The sequence below is a fragment of the Algoriphagus sp. A40 genome (genome assembly GCF_002002735.1).
Classification (GTDB): domain Bacteria; phylum Bacteroidota; class Bacteroidia; order Cytophagales; family Cyclobacteriaceae; genus Algoriphagus.
Map to the genome: position 1 here is coordinate 1 of NZ_MUNY01000085.1, position 17,626 is coordinate 17,626.

12 protein-coding genes are annotated in these 17,626 nt (G+C 42.5%); 9 read left to right on the plus strand and 3 right to left on the minus strand.

The features are described from left to right. Positions 1 to 306 precede the first annotated feature (306 nt). The 6 genes from B0E43_RS22390 (at position 307) to B0E43_RS22415 (ending at position 10,084) form a co-directional block, all read left to right on the plus strand. Entirely contained in the window at positions 307 to 2,721 is a 2,415-nt protein-coding gene (locus B0E43_RS22390) for an ABC transporter permease (RefSeq protein WP_077353646.1), read from the plus strand. A gap of 444 nt (positions 2,722 to 3,165) precedes the next feature. Further along, a complete protein-coding gene (locus B0E43_RS22395) occupies positions 3,166 to 3,846 on the plus strand; it encodes a DUF1080 domain-containing protein (protein ID WP_077353647.1) in 681 nt (226 codons plus the stop codon). Positions 3,847 to 3,862: 16 nt separating this feature from the next. Continuing rightward, on the plus strand, positions 3,863 to 5,212 hold the full coding sequence (locus B0E43_RS22400) for a Gfo/Idh/MocA family oxidoreductase (protein WP_077353648.1): 1,350 nt from the start codon (positions 3,863 to 3,865) through the stop codon (positions 5,210 to 5,212). Positions 5,213 to 5,599: 387 nt separating this feature from the next. Next, positions 5,600 to 7,999 (plus strand): FtsX-like permease family protein, encoded by a 2,400-nt coding sequence (locus B0E43_RS22405; protein ID WP_077353649.1) that lies wholly within the window; start codon positions 5,600 to 5,602, stop codon positions 7,997 to 7,999. A 74-nt stretch (positions 8,000 to 8,073) separates the two neighbouring features. Further along, on the plus strand, positions 8,074 to 8,754 hold the full coding sequence (locus B0E43_RS22410; protein WP_077353650.1) for an ABC transporter ATP-binding protein: 681 nt from the start codon (positions 8,074 to 8,076) through the stop codon (positions 8,752 to 8,754). Next, a complete protein-coding gene (locus tag B0E43_RS22415; RefSeq protein WP_077353651.1) occupies positions 8,735 to 10,084 on the plus strand; it encodes a TolC family protein in 1,350 nt (449 codons plus the stop codon). Before B0E43_RS22410 ends, B0E43_RS22415 begins: the two co-directional genes overlap by 20 nt. Before the next feature lie 384 nt (positions 10,085 to 10,468). Here the strand turns inward: B0E43_RS22415 and B0E43_RS22420 are convergent, their stop codons facing one another. From B0E43_RS22420 to B0E43_RS22430, 3 genes are all read right to left on the minus strand, one after another. After that, positions 10,469 to 11,314: an OmpA family protein gene (locus B0E43_RS22420; RefSeq protein ID WP_077353657.1), complete on the minus strand. Its 846-nt coding sequence runs from the start codon at positions 11,312 to 11,314 to the stop codon at positions 10,469 to 10,471. A 225-nt stretch (positions 11,315 to 11,539) separates the two neighbouring features. Continuing rightward, entirely contained in the window at positions 11,540 to 12,124 is a 585-nt protein-coding gene (locus B0E43_RS22425; RefSeq protein WP_077353652.1) for a DUF4136 domain-containing protein, read from the minus strand. Positions 12,125 to 12,296: 172 nt separating this feature from the next. Then, the gene (locus B0E43_RS22430) at positions 12,297 to 13,001 is read right to left on the minus strand and encodes a DUF2490 domain-containing protein (protein WP_077353653.1); all 705 of its coding nucleotides are present in this window, start codon (positions 12,999 to 13,001) and stop codon (positions 12,297 to 12,299) included. A 466-nt stretch (positions 13,002 to 13,467) separates the two neighbouring features. Between B0E43_RS22430 and B0E43_RS22435 the strand changes: the two genes are divergently transcribed. From B0E43_RS22435 to B0E43_RS22445, 3 genes are all read left to right on the plus strand, one after another. Then, entirely contained in the window at positions 13,468 to 13,836 is a 369-nt protein-coding gene (locus B0E43_RS22435) for a DUF2116 family Zn-ribbon domain-containing protein (RefSeq protein WP_077353654.1), read from the plus strand. 144 nt (positions 13,837 to 13,980) lie between these two features. Next, on the plus strand, positions 13,981 to 14,793 hold the full coding sequence (locus B0E43_RS22440; protein ID WP_077353655.1) for a polysaccharide biosynthesis/export family protein: 813 nt from the start codon (positions 13,981 to 13,983) through the stop codon (positions 14,791 to 14,793). 4 nt (positions 14,794 to 14,797) lie between these two features. Then, positions 14,798 to 17,245: a polysaccharide biosynthesis tyrosine autokinase gene (locus tag B0E43_RS22445; RefSeq protein ID WP_077353656.1), complete on the plus strand. Its 2,448-nt coding sequence runs from the start codon at positions 14,798 to 14,800 to the stop codon at positions 17,243 to 17,245. Positions 17,246 to 17,626 lie beyond the last annotated feature (381 nt).

Genomic DNA, 17,626 nt, shown 5'->3' on the forward strand with positions numbered 1-17,626 from the left:
AAAAAAGAAATATGTTCTCAAGCTTGCAGCAGAAATGAATATGGAAGTATACCAGACAAAATAAACATTCGATAATTGAATAAAATCAAAATAAATATTATCTCGTCATTGGTAGCGGAGTCGAAGCAAAGAACCAAGAGGCAAAGAATATTACGATTTACGAAATACGATTTACGAGGTCTTGGATAGTGTTTAAGCCTTTGACCTTAGGAAACCTTACAACCTAACAACTTTAAAACATTACCACTTTTGAAACTTGCAAGCCATAATTTTCCAATCTTTCAATTTTGAAATCTTTCAATTCAAATGCTGAAAAACTACTTTAAAATCGCCTGGAGGAATCTTACCCGCAACAAACTGAGGACGGCAATCCATGTGCTGGGTTTGTCGCTGGGGATTTCGATTTGTTTTTTGATTTTCAACCTGGTTTATCACGCTTATAGCTTTGATAAATTTCATCCGGATTTGGATCGGATTTACAGGGTAACCACTGTGACGGATTGGGGGAACGAAACATATCCCAATTCTGGAACGCCAGGTCCATTGGGCGAGGTGATAAAAGACGAAGTTTCAGGGATTGAGGAAAAGGCCAGGCTTTACACACTCAGTGAAACCATGGTAGCCAATCCCACAGAGGATAAGGTTTATGGCAGAATTGACGGGGTGACCTTTTCAGACCTTGGGTTTTTCAAACTATTTCCAAGAAAATGGCTAGCAGGAAATCCTGAAACGGCACTGATCGAACCGAATACTGCGGTAATTTCTGAAGCCAGTTTGAATCGATATTTCCCCGGATCAGATGCAGCCTCGGTCTTGGGAAAAGAATTGCTTTGGGTAGATTCTGATTCGATTATTGCCAGGATCACCGGCGTGGTGGAGGATTTCAGCGGCAAAACCGACTTCATTTTTACGGACTTCATTTCCTTTAGCACCATTGATACTGAAGAGGAGGATGAATTGTATGGGCTTCACCATTGGGGCAATGTCAATTCCGGATCTCAACTCTTCATTAAAGCAGGGGAAGGAAAAAGCGCGGATCACCTTAATGAGGCGCTGAAGGCCATTGTTGATAAGAATTATAAATCCGAAGAGGAGGAGGGAAGCACCACCTTTTTGGTAGAACCTCTGTCCGAACTTCATTTCACACACAATTACACAGACACCACTGTATCCAGAGTTTTTCTTCAGGGACTGATCTATATTGGTTTGATTATCTTGGTGTTGGCTACTTTGAATTTCATCAATCTGGAAACTGCCCAGGCTATCGGACGGGCCAAAGAAGTGGGAATCCGCAAAACCCTTGGGGGAAGGAGACTTCAGCTTATTTTTCAGTTTTTAACAGAAACCTATCTCATCGTTTTACTTGCAACAAGTCTTGGGCTTGCTATGGTGGAGCTCCTGAAAATGATGTTTTCGGGATATCTTCCGGATGGATTTGTCATCGAACACCTGAGCATTCAAAACCTGGCGTTTTATTTAGGCTTTCCCTTGCTGATCACGCTGATTTCCGGGATTTACCCATCCCTGATTTTGTCCGGATATCAGCCGCAAAGAGCTTTGAAAGGCGAGAAAATCTCAGGACATAGGGGATTTTCGATGGGTATTTTTCTCCGAAAAAATCTGACCGTCCTCCAGTTTTCAGCATCGATTGCATTTATCATTCTGGTTTTGGTACTCAATCAGCAGATCAGGTTTGTCTCCAGCCAGCCTTTGGGATTTGAAAAAGAGGAAGTCATGTATGCCTCTCTGCCTTTTCTTTCTCCCCCGGACAAAATGGTCCAGCTTCAGGATAGGCTAAACCAAAAAAGTATAGTAAAAGGAACCAGCCTGAGCGGAAGCTTGGTTTCCTCAACCAGCCTTTGGACTTCTGATGCTTATGTGCCGGTGGATACGACAGAAAAGCAGATTTATATCCAGGTCATGAATGTGGATTCAGCTTTTGTAGGTGTCAATGGTGTTCCGCTTTTGGCTGGTACTTCTGGGTCCAACAAAGAAGATGAGATCGTAGTCAATCAGAATTTTCTCAAAGAAGCCGGAATTGCAACACCTGAAGAAGCGATTGGATTGGCAGTCAGATTTAATGAAAGTCAGAAAAAAATTGTGGGTGTCATTGGAAACTATCACTCCAGAACCCTCCGCGAGGAAATCCGCCCCTTGTTGTTCACAGTGAATAGAGAATATTTCCAATCCATTACAGTCAAATTGGAAAAAGGTCAAAATCTCGCAATGGCAAAGCAGGAGCTCGAGGAAGCCTACAAGGAGATTTACCCTCATGAAACTGCCGAGTTTAAGTTTATGGATTCGCAGATTGAGCGCTTTTACGAAGAAGACCTGAAAATCCGAAATGTGCTGGGCGGAGCATGTATCCTTGCGATTTTGATTTCGGCGATGGGTTTGTTTGGGCTTTCTTCCTATACCATTGCCCAAAGAACCAAGGAAATAGGAATCCGAAAGGTGTTGGGAGCTTCCATTCTTCAGATTTTAAGTTTAATATCCAAAGAGTACGTCCTGCTGGTATTGGTTTCATTTGCCTTGGCGGTGTATCCGGCTTACTACTTCCTGAATGATTGGCTCAGCGGATTCACTTACAAGATTGACATGCCTTTCGCTTTATTTGGACTTTCGGGATTGGGAGTTCTTGCAATTTGCCTGTTGATCGTGGGTCTTCATTCCTTTGCGGCTGCCCAGACCAATCCTGCCAAGGTGCTGAAGGATGAATAATTTGGATCCAGTGATAAATTATACTTCGACAAGCTCAGTTCAAGTATTTTGATTGCACCTCGACATGTTCGGTGTCCGATAGCACTCAGTCTATGGGGAGGTGAAGGAAAGGCGGTGAAGCCGCCTTTCCTTCACCTCCCCAACTTAAAACAATTTTTCGGTGGTCGAGCTTGTCGAGACCAATTCGTAAATTTTAAATCCTGGAGTAAAAAGGAATTTTATTTTTGGATAAAAGCTAATTGGCTGAATGAAATCTCAGGCCCGGAAAAGTGATTTTCAGGCCTGATTTTTTTGGACTTTAGGGCGAATGAGCTTTTCCTAAAAATTAAAGAAACCTCCATTGAAGTAATAAATTTTTTTAAAGAAGGTATTTGCGTAGAAAATCGCTGGAAAAGCCAAATAGTCGGTTAGTTTTGTGCCTGCCACAGCTCAATCTTAAAAATCATGACACTCAGGTATAATTCGCTTCCGTCGTTCATCTTATTGGTAGCCACAGCATTTTTGGCTTCTTGCAGCAGCCAAAAGCAAAGCAGCGAGAAAGGTTTCACAGAACTTTTCAACGGGCAAAACCTGGATGGATGGGTGGGTAACAAGGAATCCTACCAAGCTAAAGATGGGATGATCGTGATCGAGCCAAAAGGCACCGGAGGTGGCAATTTGTTCACTGAAAAAGAATACGGTGACTTCATTTTGAGATTTGAGTTTCAACTGACACCTGGAGCAAATAATGGACTTGGAATCCATGCGCCTCTCTCTGGAGATGCAGCCTATCAGGGAATCGAACTCCAAATACTGGACAATGAAGCGGAAAAATATTCCGAATTGGAGGTTTACCAATACCACGGTTCGGTATATGGCGTGATCCCGGCGAAACGAGGCTTTTTGAAGCCTGTTGGCGAATGGAACATCCAGGAGGTAATCGTAAAGCATCCCAAAGTGACGGTCATTCTGAACGGGGAGACCATCTTGGAAGGAGATTATCATGAAGCAAGCAAAAACGGCACCTTGGACAAGAAAGACCATCCGGGTTTGCAGCGAAGCACTGGACATATCGGATTTTTGGGCCATGGTGACGTGGTTCGGTTTCGAAACATCAGAATCAAAGAGTTAACATCAACCCATTAATAAAATTTTAAAAATCATGAGTAAAGAGATCCAATTTATCGACCGGAGAGACTTTATCAAGAGAAGCAGTCTGGGGGTTCTGGGCTTGGCTTTGGCACCTTCTCTTTTGGCAAAAGCAAATGCAGCAGGCAGACTGAGAACTGCACATATCGGCCTAGGTGGAATGGGAATGGCTGATTTGGACGCCATTTCTTCCCATAGCCTTGTGGATGTAGTTGCCCTCTGCGATGTGGACAGTTCAGCTATGGCAGGAGCAAAAGCACTTCATCCCAATGCCAAAACCTATTCAGATTACCGGGTTTTGCTGAAAGAAATGGGCGATCAGATCGATGCGGTGATTGTTTCGACTCCTGATCATACCCATGCCCCGGCTTCTATGATGGCGATGAAAATGGACAAGCCTGTTTATTGCCAAAAGCCACTCACTCACCATGTGACTGAGGCTAGAGCGATGAAAAAACTGGCTGAGAAAAAGAACCTCGTCACCCAAATGGGAATTCAGGTACACTCGTTTTATGATTACAAGCTTGCGACGCTGTTGATTCAGGATGGCATTATCGGTAAGGTAAATACAGTAAGAGCCTGGTCTCCCAAAAACTGGGGATTTGACGGTCCTGAACCGACAGGAAGTGATCCTGTACCTGCAAATCTCGACTGGAATCTCTGGTTGGGCACAGCACCAGAGCGAGCCTATAAAGAAGGCGCTTACCATCCGGGCAACTGGAGAAAGATCATGGACTTTGGTTGCGGGACGCTTGGAGACATGGGTGTGCATATTTTTGACACCCCTTATAATGCACTACAACTAGACGTGCCAAGGACTATTATCAATGAAACCCGTCAGCCGACTGGATTTGGGTTCCCTGAGCATAATGTGGTGACTTACGAGTTTCCTTCGACTCCATATACCGCCGAGACTCTGAAGTGGGTATGGTATGATGGAACGGGTGCGCCAGCCGAACATGAGGACCTAAAGCTGCCAAACGGCGAAAAACTTCCGGATCAAGGTGCGATGTTTATGGGGGAAAAAGGAAGGTTGTTACTTCCACATTTTCAGCAACTACCAAGACTGATCGTGGACGGGCAGTACAAGGAAATGGATATTGAGAAATTCAACCTGGGCAAACCGGTGAAAGACTACGATGCGGAGAGCAAAAAACACTACCATCAATTTGTGGATGCCTGTTTGGGCCAAGGAGAATGCACAGCGCCGTTTTCATATGCAGCTAGATTGACTGAAACTATTTTGCTTGGAGTGATCGCCGGTCGTTTTCCAAACCAGACTTTGCACTGGGATAGCAAAAAAGCCAAGTTCGCTGAGAAGGAAGCCAATGAGTTTCTTGGCGGGAAGTATCGCAAGTTTTAAGTTGAAGCCCTCGAGTCAAGTATTAGGTAAGTGGTAAATGGTAAGAAGTGAGTTGTGGCCGTTCGGGTTGATCATTTCGACTGAACACTGATCACTGAGACCGAACACTAGAAACTAATAACTGAGACTGAACACTGGAAACTGATCACTGATTTGTTCGCTGGCGAACAAAAATGTTCGAGAAAATACTAGGAAAGAATTCTAAAAAATGCCTCTGGAGCTAATTCAGAGGCTTTTTTTATGGCATAATAGTAGGATAACTTGACCTGTAATGGGGCTGGCACGGTCTGGAAAAAAAATCATGAACGTGCTGCCGAATATTATACCAATTAGCATAGGATGACAATGTTCAAATCTTTCAATTTTTAAATTTTCCAATCCGAAACCATGTGGAAAAACTACCTGAAAGTCTCTTTTAGAAACCTGAAAAAGCGGAAGCTTTACACAGGGATCAACCTTCTGGGTCTGACTATCGCATTGGTCAGTTTTTTTGTGATTTCGCTCTATATCTATCACGAATGGAGCTATGACCGCATGTATTCCGGCTCAGACCGGATTTACAAGTTCAACCAGGAGTTTGTATCCGGCGGTGAAAGACAACTGGTAAGTACTACTCCTTCGAAATTGGTTCCGACGCTGATGGAGGAATTTCCGGAAGTGGAAACAGGAACCTTGGTTTTTGACTTGAGTATTTTTACTTCTGTAATGGTGGATGCAGGAGAGGGCAACCAGGAAGAGTCCCGATTTGCCTTTGTTGACGAGAATTTTTACAAGGTTTTCGATTTTGAAATCCTTGCGGGGCAAAAAGTAAATTTACTCAATGAGCCAAATCAGCTCGTTTTGACTGAAAATACCGCGAAAAGATATTTCGGATCAGCTCAGAATGCAGAAGGAAAATCCCTGAAAGTGGACGGACAGGAATACCTGATTACCGGAGTCATGGAGGATTTTCCAAGCAACAGCCATTTGGACTTTGACTTTTTGGCTTCCTTCAAAACCCACCGCCATGGTAAAAATCCGGAGTGGTCTCCCAGTAATTATTACAGCTATGCAAAACTCCGGGCTGATGCTGATTTGGAGGCTTTTGAAGCCAAGCTTCCCCAAATGGTGGAAAAGTACCTGGGAGAGGATCAGAAAGAATATGGTTTCGAAACTGCTTTTTTCACTCAGCCAGTCACCAATATCCACTTGGGCGACCAAGCCCTTAGTTCTGTAAAACCCGGAACTGATGTGAAATACCTTTACATTTTTGGAGTGGTAGCCATTCTCTTGATCGCTATCGGAATCATCAATTATGTAAATCTTGCCACGGCAGAAGCCACCGAGCGAAACAAAGAAGTGGGGCTCAGAAAGGTGTTGGGAGCGGACAGACCCCAACTTTTCGGTCAATTTGTATCTGAATCCATGATTTTGACATTTGGAGCGGCGGTGTTGAGTTTGCTGATTATTTACCTCATTGCTCCCCAGTTTGTCAAGTTGGGCGGAGTTCCATTGGATTTAAGCCTGTTATTTTCTTTGCCGGGCATGCTGGTCTTGGCTGGATTGGTGATTGTCGTTGGACTTTTGTCTGGTATGTATCCATCCGTCATTCTTTCAGGCTTGGAACCTATCAAGGCTTTGGGAAACAAGGTGAAAATAGGTGGGGGAGCTTGGGTCAGGAAGTCATTGGTCGTATTCCAGTTTTTTGTTTCCATGGGATTGTTGATCGCTACTTTTGTGGTCAAATCCCAACTTGACTACATGCAGGATGTCAATCTGGGCTATCAGCGCGAACATGTGGTGGCTTTGCCTTATCACTACAACATGCGTAAATCTATCGAGTACGTCAAGCAGGAGATGCTTCGGACCGGTTCGGCAGAGTCAATTGCTTTGGCAGCAGATATGCCGATTCACATTAAGGCCGGATACACGATTTTTCCCGGCGGCGATAATCAAAAGGAATTTATGATCACGGGTTATTCTGTGGACAAAGACCTTGTAAATACGATCGGACTGAAAATTTTGGCTGGTGAAAACTTTACCGAGCAGGATATTTCCAGAAATGTTGGCAATGATTCTTCTCTTGAATTTCCGGTAATCCTAAATGAAGCTGCGTTGGAGCGTTTGGGCTGGAGTCCAGAAGATGCTATAGGGAAAAAGGTGAGTTACGGAGGATCCATGGCTTATGTGAAAGCTGTTGTAGGAGATTTTTATTTCAATTCTCTTCATCATCAAGTTGAACCTTTGGGCATTTTCATCGATCCTGATCAGGCCAATGTGCTTTTGGTGAAAATGCCTGCCGGTAATCCAGCCGAACATCTGGCTACCTTGGAATCAACCTGGAAAAAGATGGTGCCGGACCGACCTTTCAATTATAAGTTTATCGATCAGGAATATGCCCAGATGTATCGATCCGAAGAGCGGGTAGGGGCAATTTTCGGATTGTTCTCCGGAATTGCGATCTTCATCGCCTGCATGGGATTGTTTGGTTTGGTGTCCTATGTTGCCTTGAGACGAACTCGCGAAATCAGCATTCGCAAAGTACTGGGTGCAACTCAAAAAGATGTGATCGGAGTACTTTCAGCTGACTTTTTCAGACTCTTGGCTATCTCAGCAGTATTGGCGATAGGGTTTGGAATCTGGTTTAGCAATGCATGGCTGGCAGCATTTGCGAATAGAGCCACCGTGGGACTTTGGCCCTATTTAAGCGCTATTTTGGTAGTCTTGCTTTTGGCGCTGGTTACTATCGGCTACCGCAGCTGGAAGGTCTTTACACTGAATCCATCCAAAACTTTAAAAAGTGACTAAAAGATGCTGATCAAAACCCTAAATCAAATCTACTAATTTTACAATTTTCAAATATTACAATCTTTCAATCCTAAATGATCCAACTCAAAGAAATTGATAAGTACATCGAATCCCGTTTTCAGCGTGTATTTATCCTCAAAGGAATTCACCTGACGATTAACGAAGGCGAATTTATTACCCTGATGGGGCCTTCCGGTGCAGGGAAATCCACCCTTTTGAATATTCTCGGATTACTCGATGAAGACTATGATGGAGATTACTTTTTTGCAGAAAGAAATATCCGGAACATGAGAGACAAAGAGCGGGCTAACCTTCACAAAGGCGAGTTTGGGTACATTTTTCAGGCATACCATCTGATCGACGAACTCACCGTCTATGAAAACATTGAGACTCCTTTGCTCTACAGAAATGTGTCTTCGGGCGAGCGGAAAAGTATTATTGCTAACCTCTTGGACAGATTCAATATGGTGGCAAAAAAAGACCTTTTTCCGGCCCAGTTATCCGGTGGCCAGCAGCAGTTGGTAGGGATTGCGAGAGCAATTGCCGGCCGGCCAAGAGTGCTTTTGGCAGATGAGCCAACCGGAAATCTGCACTCGGCACAGGCAAAAGAAATCATGGAGATATTCAAAGAATTACACGCAGAAGGAACGACTATCATCCAGGCAACCCATGCCCGTGAAAACGCCGATTTTGGCACCCGATTAATCACTTTAGTAGACGGTAGAATAGAAACAGATGAAGTTATTACATCTTAAATATGTGCGAATTGCCCTGATTGGTGGGGTATTGATTACTGGCAAAATTCAGGCTCAGGACACTATCCCTTTGAATTTTCAAATGGCGGTGGATCTTGCGCTGACCAAAAATCTGGAATATAGAATTCAGGAAAACAACCTGGCAATCCTCCAAAAAGAAAAGCAAGTGGCTATGCTTTCTCACTTACCTAATGTGGGAGTGAGCTCGAACTTTGCCCGGCAGTCGGGACAGCAATTTCAACAGGTGGAAGGGGAAATCGTGGTTACAAATGTGACCAACGACATCGTCAGCGGAAACCTGAACGTGAACATGCCCATATTCAACTCCGGTCGAAGAATTCTTGATACCCAATCTGCCAAGCTTGCTTTGGAAGCAGGGGAAAAAGGCCTAAACCGTGCAAAGCAGCAAGTGATTTTCGATGTGTCCCGAAGGTACCTTCAAGTTCTGTTGGATCAGGAACTGAACCGGATAGCATCCGAAAACCTTGAAAACCAGAAGAAACAATTGCTTCAGATCGAAGGATTTGTGGATGCCGGATTGCGGACTATTTCTGATTTGTACAACCAACAATCTGAAGTTGCAAGACTGGAATCTGTGAAAGTGGATGCGGAAATTCAGCTTGAAAACGATTTGTGGCTTTTGACCGAATACTTACAGTTGGCTCCCGGTGTTGTGCCGAGAATTGAAGCCGTGGAACCAATCCGGGAAAGCAGTTCTTTCGAAGGAATGGACATCAATCAACTCTATGAACTTGCAAAATCAAACCGCCAGGATCTGAGTCAGCAGGGTCTTCTAGCCACTTCTTTCAAAAAGGATATGCAGGCTGTAAAGGCCATGTATTATCCCAGAATTAACGCTTTTTATAATTACAACACTTTCTTTACCTCGCTTGATGAGCGTACGCTGAGGGAACAGTTTCTGAAAATTTACCCTCAGAATACCCTTGGTTTGGGATTGGCGATTCCGATTTTCACCAATTTTCAAACCCGTTTGGATGTTACCAGAAGCAGGGCCAACTATGAAAACCAATTGCTTCGCAAGGAATCCACTGAGCGGAAAGTCTATCAGGAGGTAAAATTGTCCTACCAGAATTACCTGGCGGCACTTCGTAAAGAGAAGAATTCCCAGGTTCAGGTTTTGGCAGCGGAGGAGGCATTTAAAGCTATTAGCGAAAGATTCAGGTTGGGACTTTCCAGCTTTGTGGATATTTCGACCGCTAATCAAGCCATGGTAAGAGCTCAAGCCGAACAGGCTCAGGCTGTTTTTACCCTATATTTTCAGGAGATCTTGATGAAGTTCGCTTTGGGTACTTTGGAGATTGAGGAATAACCTGAAAGCTTTATATCGCTGTTGAACTTTTGGAAAAGTCAGACGACCAATCAAACGATTTGTAATTCAGATCTGGCGAAAATCCATTCCCTCCTCGGCACGATGATTTCGAATTTCAATTTGTTCCATGGCCGAGGGATTTTGCCTTTTGATGTTTTATTAGCCTAGGGTTCCGTTAAGCTGCACCCTAGGCTGTAATAATATCGTGCTTTCAGCACTTTTTAGATTCCGTCAAATTGTTGTCCAGCTTTTCCACAATACGGACTATTCCCAAGTAACCATTAACCCTTAACTTTTTAACTCTTAACATTCTCTTTTGTGCAAAAAAAAGGCAGGTTCATGAAAACCTGCCTTTTGGATATATAATTGAGGTAGTTAGTTTGCTTAAAGCATTGCAAAAAACATATCCAAATCCGGAATCAATACGATGCGAGTTCTGCGGTTGAGGGCCATGTTTTCTTTGGTGTCATTGTCGACAACAGGTACATAAGAAGCTCTTCCAGCAGCAATCATTTTTTCCGGAGCAACTTGATATTTCAATTGAAGCATTCTGACAATAGACGTTGCTCTTTTTACAGATAGATCCCAGTTATCTTCAAGTACGCCGTTAGAGATCGTTCGTGGGTCGGTATGCCCTTCAATCATCACCTGCAAGCTTGGCTCTGCATTGATCACTTCTGCAAGTTTCTGTAAAAGTGGCTCGGCTTTAGAATTGATTCTATAGCTGCCGGTAGGAAAAAGCAACTTGTCAGAAACTGAAATCATCACAACGGTCTTATCAATGTCGATTGTGACATCTCCTTCTTCGCCGCCAGCTTGAGAGGTAATGTTTTTCTTCAGATTATACTCAACTGCCAAATTAACCGAATCTTCAAGTGTTTTTGCCTCCGCAAGTTTTGATTGATCTACCTTTGTCAAGGTCTCATTCATTTTTGCTTTGGAATTTTTTGACATCACGGTTGCTCCTTCGATGCTTAGCATTCCGCTGTTAGTTTCGGTCAGTTGGTCATTCGTTTCTCTTAAAGAATTGATCCGCGAGTTGTATTCAGCTACCCGTGCTTCAATTGCCGTCATTTTTTCTTCCAACTCGGCCTTTTCCTGATTGGTGGCTGCAAGTTCAGATTGTGTCTTATAAAGGTTGCTTTCCAGTTCAGTGTATTTCTTTTTCGATACACAGGAAACAGTAAGGCTAAGTCCAAGGACACCTGCGAGAATAAGTGATTTTTTCATTTTTTTGGTTTCTTGATTTCCACATCTTATCCAAATAGGCCGCCAGAACATTTGATTTTATTGTAATGCCACCTGAGTTAAATTAAAAAAGTGCCTCCAGGAGATTTTTCCAGCATGTTTTATGATTCTTGGGAAGAATTAAGGCAAAAAAAAATGTCCCGAAATATCGGGACAACTTTGGGAAAACTGGGGAGATACTCCCCGAAATGAGTGTATTGGATTAAATTACTCCATTAATCTGTTGATGATTTTGAATTCATTCATTACCCGATAAGCTGCTCTTGTGATGTCTGATTGGAAACTGGGAGATTCAAGATCAAAATTTGCCGCAGTATAGCCTTGCCAGATGGTATTCCCTTTTTTGGAATCTATCACATAGATCACCAGCATGCCGTTGTTTTGGGAATACCTGACCTGATTATAAGTTTCGTCTTTTTCCTGCTCCCGCTCGATTTCACCTTCATCATTTCGGTAGGTCATTCCAGTTCGGTTTAGCCAATAATCAAATTCAGGCTGAACATATCCCCGGTATCTGATGGAATCCGAAAAAATCTTATAGCTCACCAGCATATCTGGTTTGGTTTCTTGTTCACGAAAACCCTGTGAACCTAATCTTGCCCCGATGGTGGCATTCAGTACACTGAACAAAACAGAAGAATCCTGCCCGGTAGCCTCTACAAATGCAAAAGTTTTATACCTCTTGAAGGATCCGGTGTAGTTGTAATCGTAATCCGTGACATAGTCTTTGGATGAAAAGCAGGAAGCGGTTAGTACCACTAGCAGGATCAGGAGTACTGAAGAGACTTTCATAACAGTATTGTTTTGGTTGACCGATTATTTTTTGAAAACACTTTTGGGACTAACCATGTGTTTTAGAATATTGTTTGGCCAAGTCCCTATTTTTCAGGTTTCTAGAATACCTAATTTATCAATATCTTATCAATATTGTGTGATTTCATGAAAATTAGATTATGAATTTTTTCTATTGAGTTTGCTTTTTTGAGAAAAGCTGATGAAAGGCAGAGAATTGGAGCTGGGTTTTTGAAAAGTTATTGCCCGTTTGCTCCATGATTCCAAATTGAAGTGCCAATTTGGTAGACGTTCGGTAACCCAGGCCTAAATAAATCCGGTTGCGGTCAAAAAACTGTATTGAAGGGGAGGAGTCTGGTTTTTCTCCATTGATAAAAATTTCATCATAAAGCTGCGCATAGACAGCTCCTTTTTCATTCAGTTCTTTTTTGTTTAAGGGTACATTGACGAAAATTGCATACCGAAATCTCGTTCTGAAGTCATTTTCGGCAATCCAACGTTGCTCGTATCGATACCGGTGCATCAATCCGACTCTCCCCAGCTTTTGCCTCAAAATAACTTCCTGATAAATTCTGTTTTCATGAAAAGTGTCTGAATCATCGCCGGGAATTCCGGTAGTAATAGATGCATAACCTGCCAAAAAGCTCACCTGACCGGATTTTAGATTATACTGAACTCCGGTTCTGAGAAGCAGCTGTTCCAAATCTCCCAGAAAATTGTTGTTTCGGTATTGGACCTCTCCGTGTAAAGCCCAGGGAGTTTCAGAAAAGCGAAAATTTCCAAAATACATGTACCAGGATCCAAGGTCACTTTCATCCTGGGCAAATGCTGGGATACAAAAAATTGAAATCAGAACAGCCGTCAGTAATTTTTTCATAATGGAAATTAATAAAATTGGGAAGTCAATAAGGCCGGAATATTCAAATGACGGAAAAACTAGTCTCAGAGGTATTAGCTTGCAGGACATGTGAAACCGAGCTCCCAATGGGACCAAGAGCTGTATTTTCGATACATTCCAAGAACTTAATTCTTGCACTTCCTCCTTGCTGAGCTCAATTATATTCTTCGGTCTTCCAGTCCAAAACCAACGGCATATCCGTCAACTGGCAGAATTGCGAATGGTTACAAAATTTATTGCCGGACCTGAAAATAATCGCCTAATTATTTAAATTGAATTTGATTATCCGCTTTCTTGCCGCTGTTTAAATATTCCAAGGTTTGGAGTTCAATTAAGGCAGCGGTGGTCGGTTAACCGTTGACGATTATCCGCTTCTAAGAAGCTCAAAAAATTTCTTCTGGCCGGATTGCGGATAATCATAAAATTGAATCAAACTTTTTCACCAATGCCTACTGAAATACGACTTTGTCAAAATTGCGGAAAGCCCATTCAAGGGCGCATGGATAAAAAATTCTGTGATGACAGTTGCAGAAATACCTACAATAACCAGCAAAATGCAATCCCTGTCAACTTGATTCGCAATATCAACAATACCCTAAAAAAGAACCGGAATATTTTGGAGTCCCTGATTCCTGCGAATGAGGAATTAACCAAAACGACCCGGGAAAGGCTAATGCGGGCGGGATTTAACTTCAGGTTTTTTACCCATACCTACCAGAGTAAAAAGGGGAATTCCTATCGGTATTGCTATGATTTTGGATACCTGGAGTTGGAAGGGGATTGGTTTTTGGTTGTGAAAGGAAAGGATATTTAATTTAAGTTGGAACAGATTGAAAATGAGGCTGAATTGCCGGGTCATTTGGTGCTTTGAAATTCTGATTGGATGAAAATCCCAGATTTTTTGAGGAAAATCCCTATGTTTGCCCAGTTTTTGACTTAGGATATTTAAAATTACTTTATGCATAAATTCTACAGGGTAGTGGCATTGGGTCTCGTTTTTTTGGCAACCATTGCCTGTGTTTCAAATGAGAAAATCATTTACCTGCAAAATCTTGAGGACAATCAGCCAATTAATGAAGGTGAACTGATTTCCTACGAAATCCCGGAATACAAACTCCAGTTTAATGATATCATTGACGTCAACATCCAGACAGTAGATGATATGATTAAAAACGGGTTTAACAACCAAGCTACCGTGATGAATAATCAAATAGGCAATATTGCAGGCCAAAACGGTGGAGATGTCTATTACATGACCGGGTATACCGTTGACAAAATCGGAAATATCCGACTTCCGATCATCGGAGAAGTCAATGTAAAAGACAAAACGGTGGACGAAGCCAGAATCCAGATCGAGTCCGAATTAAGAAAATACGTGACCACCGAAGTTTATGTTAAAGTCAAGCTGGGGGGAATCCGATATTCGGCTCTGGGAGAGTTCAGAAGACCCGGTAAATTTGTGGTGCTTCAGGACAGAATGACCATTTTTGAGGCTATAGCCAATGCCGGAGACCTAAATGTCGTTGCCAAGCGGGATGAAGTTTTGCTCATTCGACAATATCCCGAGGGAACAAAGTTACACCGTCTCAACCTGAACGACCGGCAATTGATCAGTTCTCCATATTATTTTATCCAACCCAATGATCAGATTTATGCGGAGCCGATGAAGGTCCGTGAAGTAGGAGCAGGTGAAAATGCAGCGCAATCCATTTTATTGTTTGCCTCTGTATTGACCACCGTACTTTTATTAGTTAATCTTTTCGCCAAATAATCAAATGTATCCCAACTCACCTCAGATAAATCAAGTTCAGCAATCTCCCTTTATGGTCCACCAGGAAGACGAGATTGATTTGAAAGTTATCCTTTTTAATTATCTCCAATACTGGCCGGTAATATTGATTTTCATGTTTGCAGGCGTATTGTCGGCTTTTCTTTTCAACCGGTATGCCACCTCCATCTATAAAGTGGAATCCAGTATTTTGGTTGCCGACGACAAGCCCAGCCTTGGAACTGACCTTTTTGAATCCAGTGGTTTGGGAATGTTGCAGGGGAAAAATAACATTGAAAATGAGATCGGGATCCTCAAATCCTATTCACTTGCAGAAGAGACCGTGGATGCTTTGGGACTAAATGTCCAGTATTTTAAAGAGGGCTTTTTGACCACCTCCCAGATTTATGGGAATGTTCCGGTTTTGGTTACCGTAGATTGGACCCAACCCCAATTGATAGGAGGGATGTTTAAACTGGAGGTGGTAAACGAATCTAGCTATCTATTGACTGTAGTGGAAGAGGAGTTTTCGGTTTACTCTCCCACGGATAAGTTTTTTAAATCACAATACCAGGGGGCTATCGAACTCAAAGAGGTCTTTACGTTCGGAGAAACTGTTTCAGGGGAAGGATTTTCCTTTAAAATAGATCAGATCAATGCTCTTCCTGGTGATGAAATTCTGTTTAAAATTCTGGATACACCGACGCTGGCTCTGAAGTTTAGGGGGGATTTGACCGTAGCTCCCATCAACAAACAGGCATCTATCCTGAACCTGAGTTTGGAAACTCCTGTCAGAAGGCTCGGTCAGGATTATATCAACAAGCTGATGGAAATGTACCTCAGACGTGAGTTGGATGAGAAAAACAAAGCATCCGAAAGCACGGTACTGTTTATCGATCAGCAGCTTAGCGGAATTACTGATTCCCTGAAATATTCGGAAAACAGACTGCAGCAATATCGGACCGAGAACAGGGTTTTTAATCTTTCTGAGGAAGGGTCAGTGATTTTTGAAAGACTTCAGGAACTGGAAAAAGAGAAGGGACAAACTGAGGTCAGCCTGAAATATTACCAGACACTGAAAGCTTACCTTGCAAACAACCAATCCAGTGATTTGGTGGCACCTTCGGTTATTGGGGTAACTGATCCCTTGTTGAATTCTTTGGTTCAGTCATTAAGTGAACTACAAGCCGAACAAACCCGGTTAAAGGCAAACTTTTCTGATCAAACTCCAGCGGTGAGAGAAAATGCTACCAGAATTCAAAATGCACGAAGAGCTTTGCAGGAGAACGTAAATCTTGCCCTTCAAAACACCCAAAATGTACTAGCAGATTTAAACAACCGAATCAGGATGATCGAAAGGGATGTTAACTCACTTCCTCAGACCGAGCGTAATTTGCTGAGTATCCAGCGACAGTTTACCATCAACGAGAACATCTACGTTTACCTACTCCAGAAGAAGGCTGAAGCTGAAATCACAAAAGCTTCAAATATGCCTAAAAACAGCATCCTGGACTTTGCCAAATCAGGTCAAGCTCCCGTTGCTCCAAAGCGAAGCCTAAACCTTCTGATCGGCTTGATTCTGGGCTTAATCCTGCCGATCGGATTTATAACTGTCAAAGATTTCCTAAATACCAGTATCGAGGATCCTAAAGAACTTGAAAAGCAGATCAAAGTGCCTTTGATCGGTATGATCGGGAGAAACAATTCCGACGATGCCCTGCCGGTATTTAATAATCCAAGATCAACAGTAACGGAATCCTTCCGCTCCCTCCGCGCAGATTTGGCCTATTTGAGTCCTCAAAAGCAAAATCTGACCCTACTGTTTACTTCTTCAATTTCCGGGGAAGGAAAGACCTTTGTTTCCATGAACATGGCTTCCGTTTTCGCCTTGATGGGTAAAAAAACCATCTTGATTGGACTTGATTTAAGAAAACCTAGAATTGCGCAGGACTTTAATCTGGTCAATGACAAGGGAATGAGTACCTGCCTAAGCAGTAATATTTCCTGGAAGGATGTCGTAAAGTCCTCAGGGTATGAAAATCTGGACGTCATCCTTTCCGGACCTATTCCGCCAAATCCTGCCGAATTGCTCCTTCAGGAAAAATTCAGACTGATTGTCAATGAAATCAAAGATTCATACGATGTGGTGGTTTTCGACTGTCCTCCTGTGGGATTGGTGTCTGAGACTAAAGAACTTTTCAGTTTCTCGGATGTGAATTTCTTTGTTTTCCGTCAAGGGTTTTCCATGAAAGGCAACTCCCAGATTCTGAACAACTTGGTGGAGAAAGGTGGAGTTTCCAAAATGTATGGAGTTCTCAATGACCTGCATATTGATAAAGGCTATGGCTACGGATACGGGTATGGCTACGGATATGGGTATGGTAACAATTCCTACGGTTACCATGAAGAGGTACAACTCCCCTGGTGGAAGAGAGCACTGAGAAGAAAAAGTTAACTGAAAGCCCGGAAGAAACTCCGGGCTTTTTCAATTTGGTACTTTTGGATCTGAATTTTCGCTCTAATCGAATTTAACTTAGCCAAAAAAATAAGCTGCAGAGGTTGGGAAACCAATTTCCTTAGTTTTCATTATTTCAAAAAAACTTGGAGAATATTAAGTTTGGTAATGTGGTAAAAAAAAATTGGGATCTTCCCAAATCAGGTTTATTTCTAAACCATTTTTTCAACCTGGTATTCATTGTGCCAAAAATTCTTCTTCAAATTCGTTTCCTTACTGGATTGTTTAAAAATTTGGATAGGGTTATTACTTAGGTGATTATGAAAAAATACTAATACAAATACAATACTAAATTACCGCTTTTAGTTGTTTTTTTTACAA

What these genes read in the sequence shown, in the direction of transcription:
- B0E43_RS22415 (WP_077353651.1), top strand. Translation starts at nt 8,735, where the DNA reads ATGAAGTTATTACATCTTAAATATGTGCGAATTGCCCTGATTGGTGGG.
- B0E43_RS22400 (WP_077353648.1), top strand. Translation starts at nt 3,863, where the DNA reads ATGAGTAAAGAGATCCAATTTATCGACCGGAGAGACTTTATCAAGAGA.
- B0E43_RS22445 (WP_077353656.1), top strand. Translation starts at nt 14,798, where the DNA reads ATGTATCCCAACTCACCTCAGATAAATCAAGTTCAGCAATCTCCCTTT.
- B0E43_RS22435 (WP_077353654.1), top strand. Translation starts at nt 13,468, where the DNA reads ATGCCTACTGAAATACGACTTTGTCAAAATTGCGGAAAGCCCATTCAA.
- B0E43_RS22440 (WP_077353655.1), top strand. Translation starts at nt 13,981, where the DNA reads ATGCATAAATTCTACAGGGTAGTGGCATTGGGTCTCGTTTTTTTGGCA.
- B0E43_RS22395 (WP_077353647.1), top strand. Translation starts at nt 3,166, where the DNA reads ATGACACTCAGGTATAATTCGCTTCCGTCGTTCATCTTATTGGTAGCC.
- B0E43_RS22405 (WP_077353649.1), top strand. Translation starts at nt 5,600, where the DNA reads ATGTGGAAAAACTACCTGAAAGTCTCTTTTAGAAACCTGAAAAAGCGG.
- B0E43_RS22430 (WP_077353653.1), bottom strand. Translation starts at nt 13,001, where the DNA reads ATGAAAAAATTACTGACGGCTGTTCTGATTTCAATTTTTTGTATCCCA.
- B0E43_RS22410 (WP_077353650.1), top strand. Translation starts at nt 8,074, where the DNA reads ATGATCCAACTCAAAGAAATTGATAAGTACATCGAATCCCGTTTTCAG.
- B0E43_RS22420 (WP_077353657.1), bottom strand. Translation starts at nt 11,314, where the DNA reads ATGAAAAAATCACTTATTCTCGCAGGTGTCCTTGGACTTAGCCTTACT.
- B0E43_RS22425 (WP_077353652.1), bottom strand. Translation starts at nt 12,124, where the DNA reads ATGAAAGTCTCTTCAGTACTCCTGATCCTGCTAGTGGTACTAACCGCT.
- B0E43_RS22390 (WP_077353646.1), top strand. Translation starts at nt 307, where the DNA reads ATGCTGAAAAACTACTTTAAAATCGCCTGGAGGAATCTTACCCGCAAC.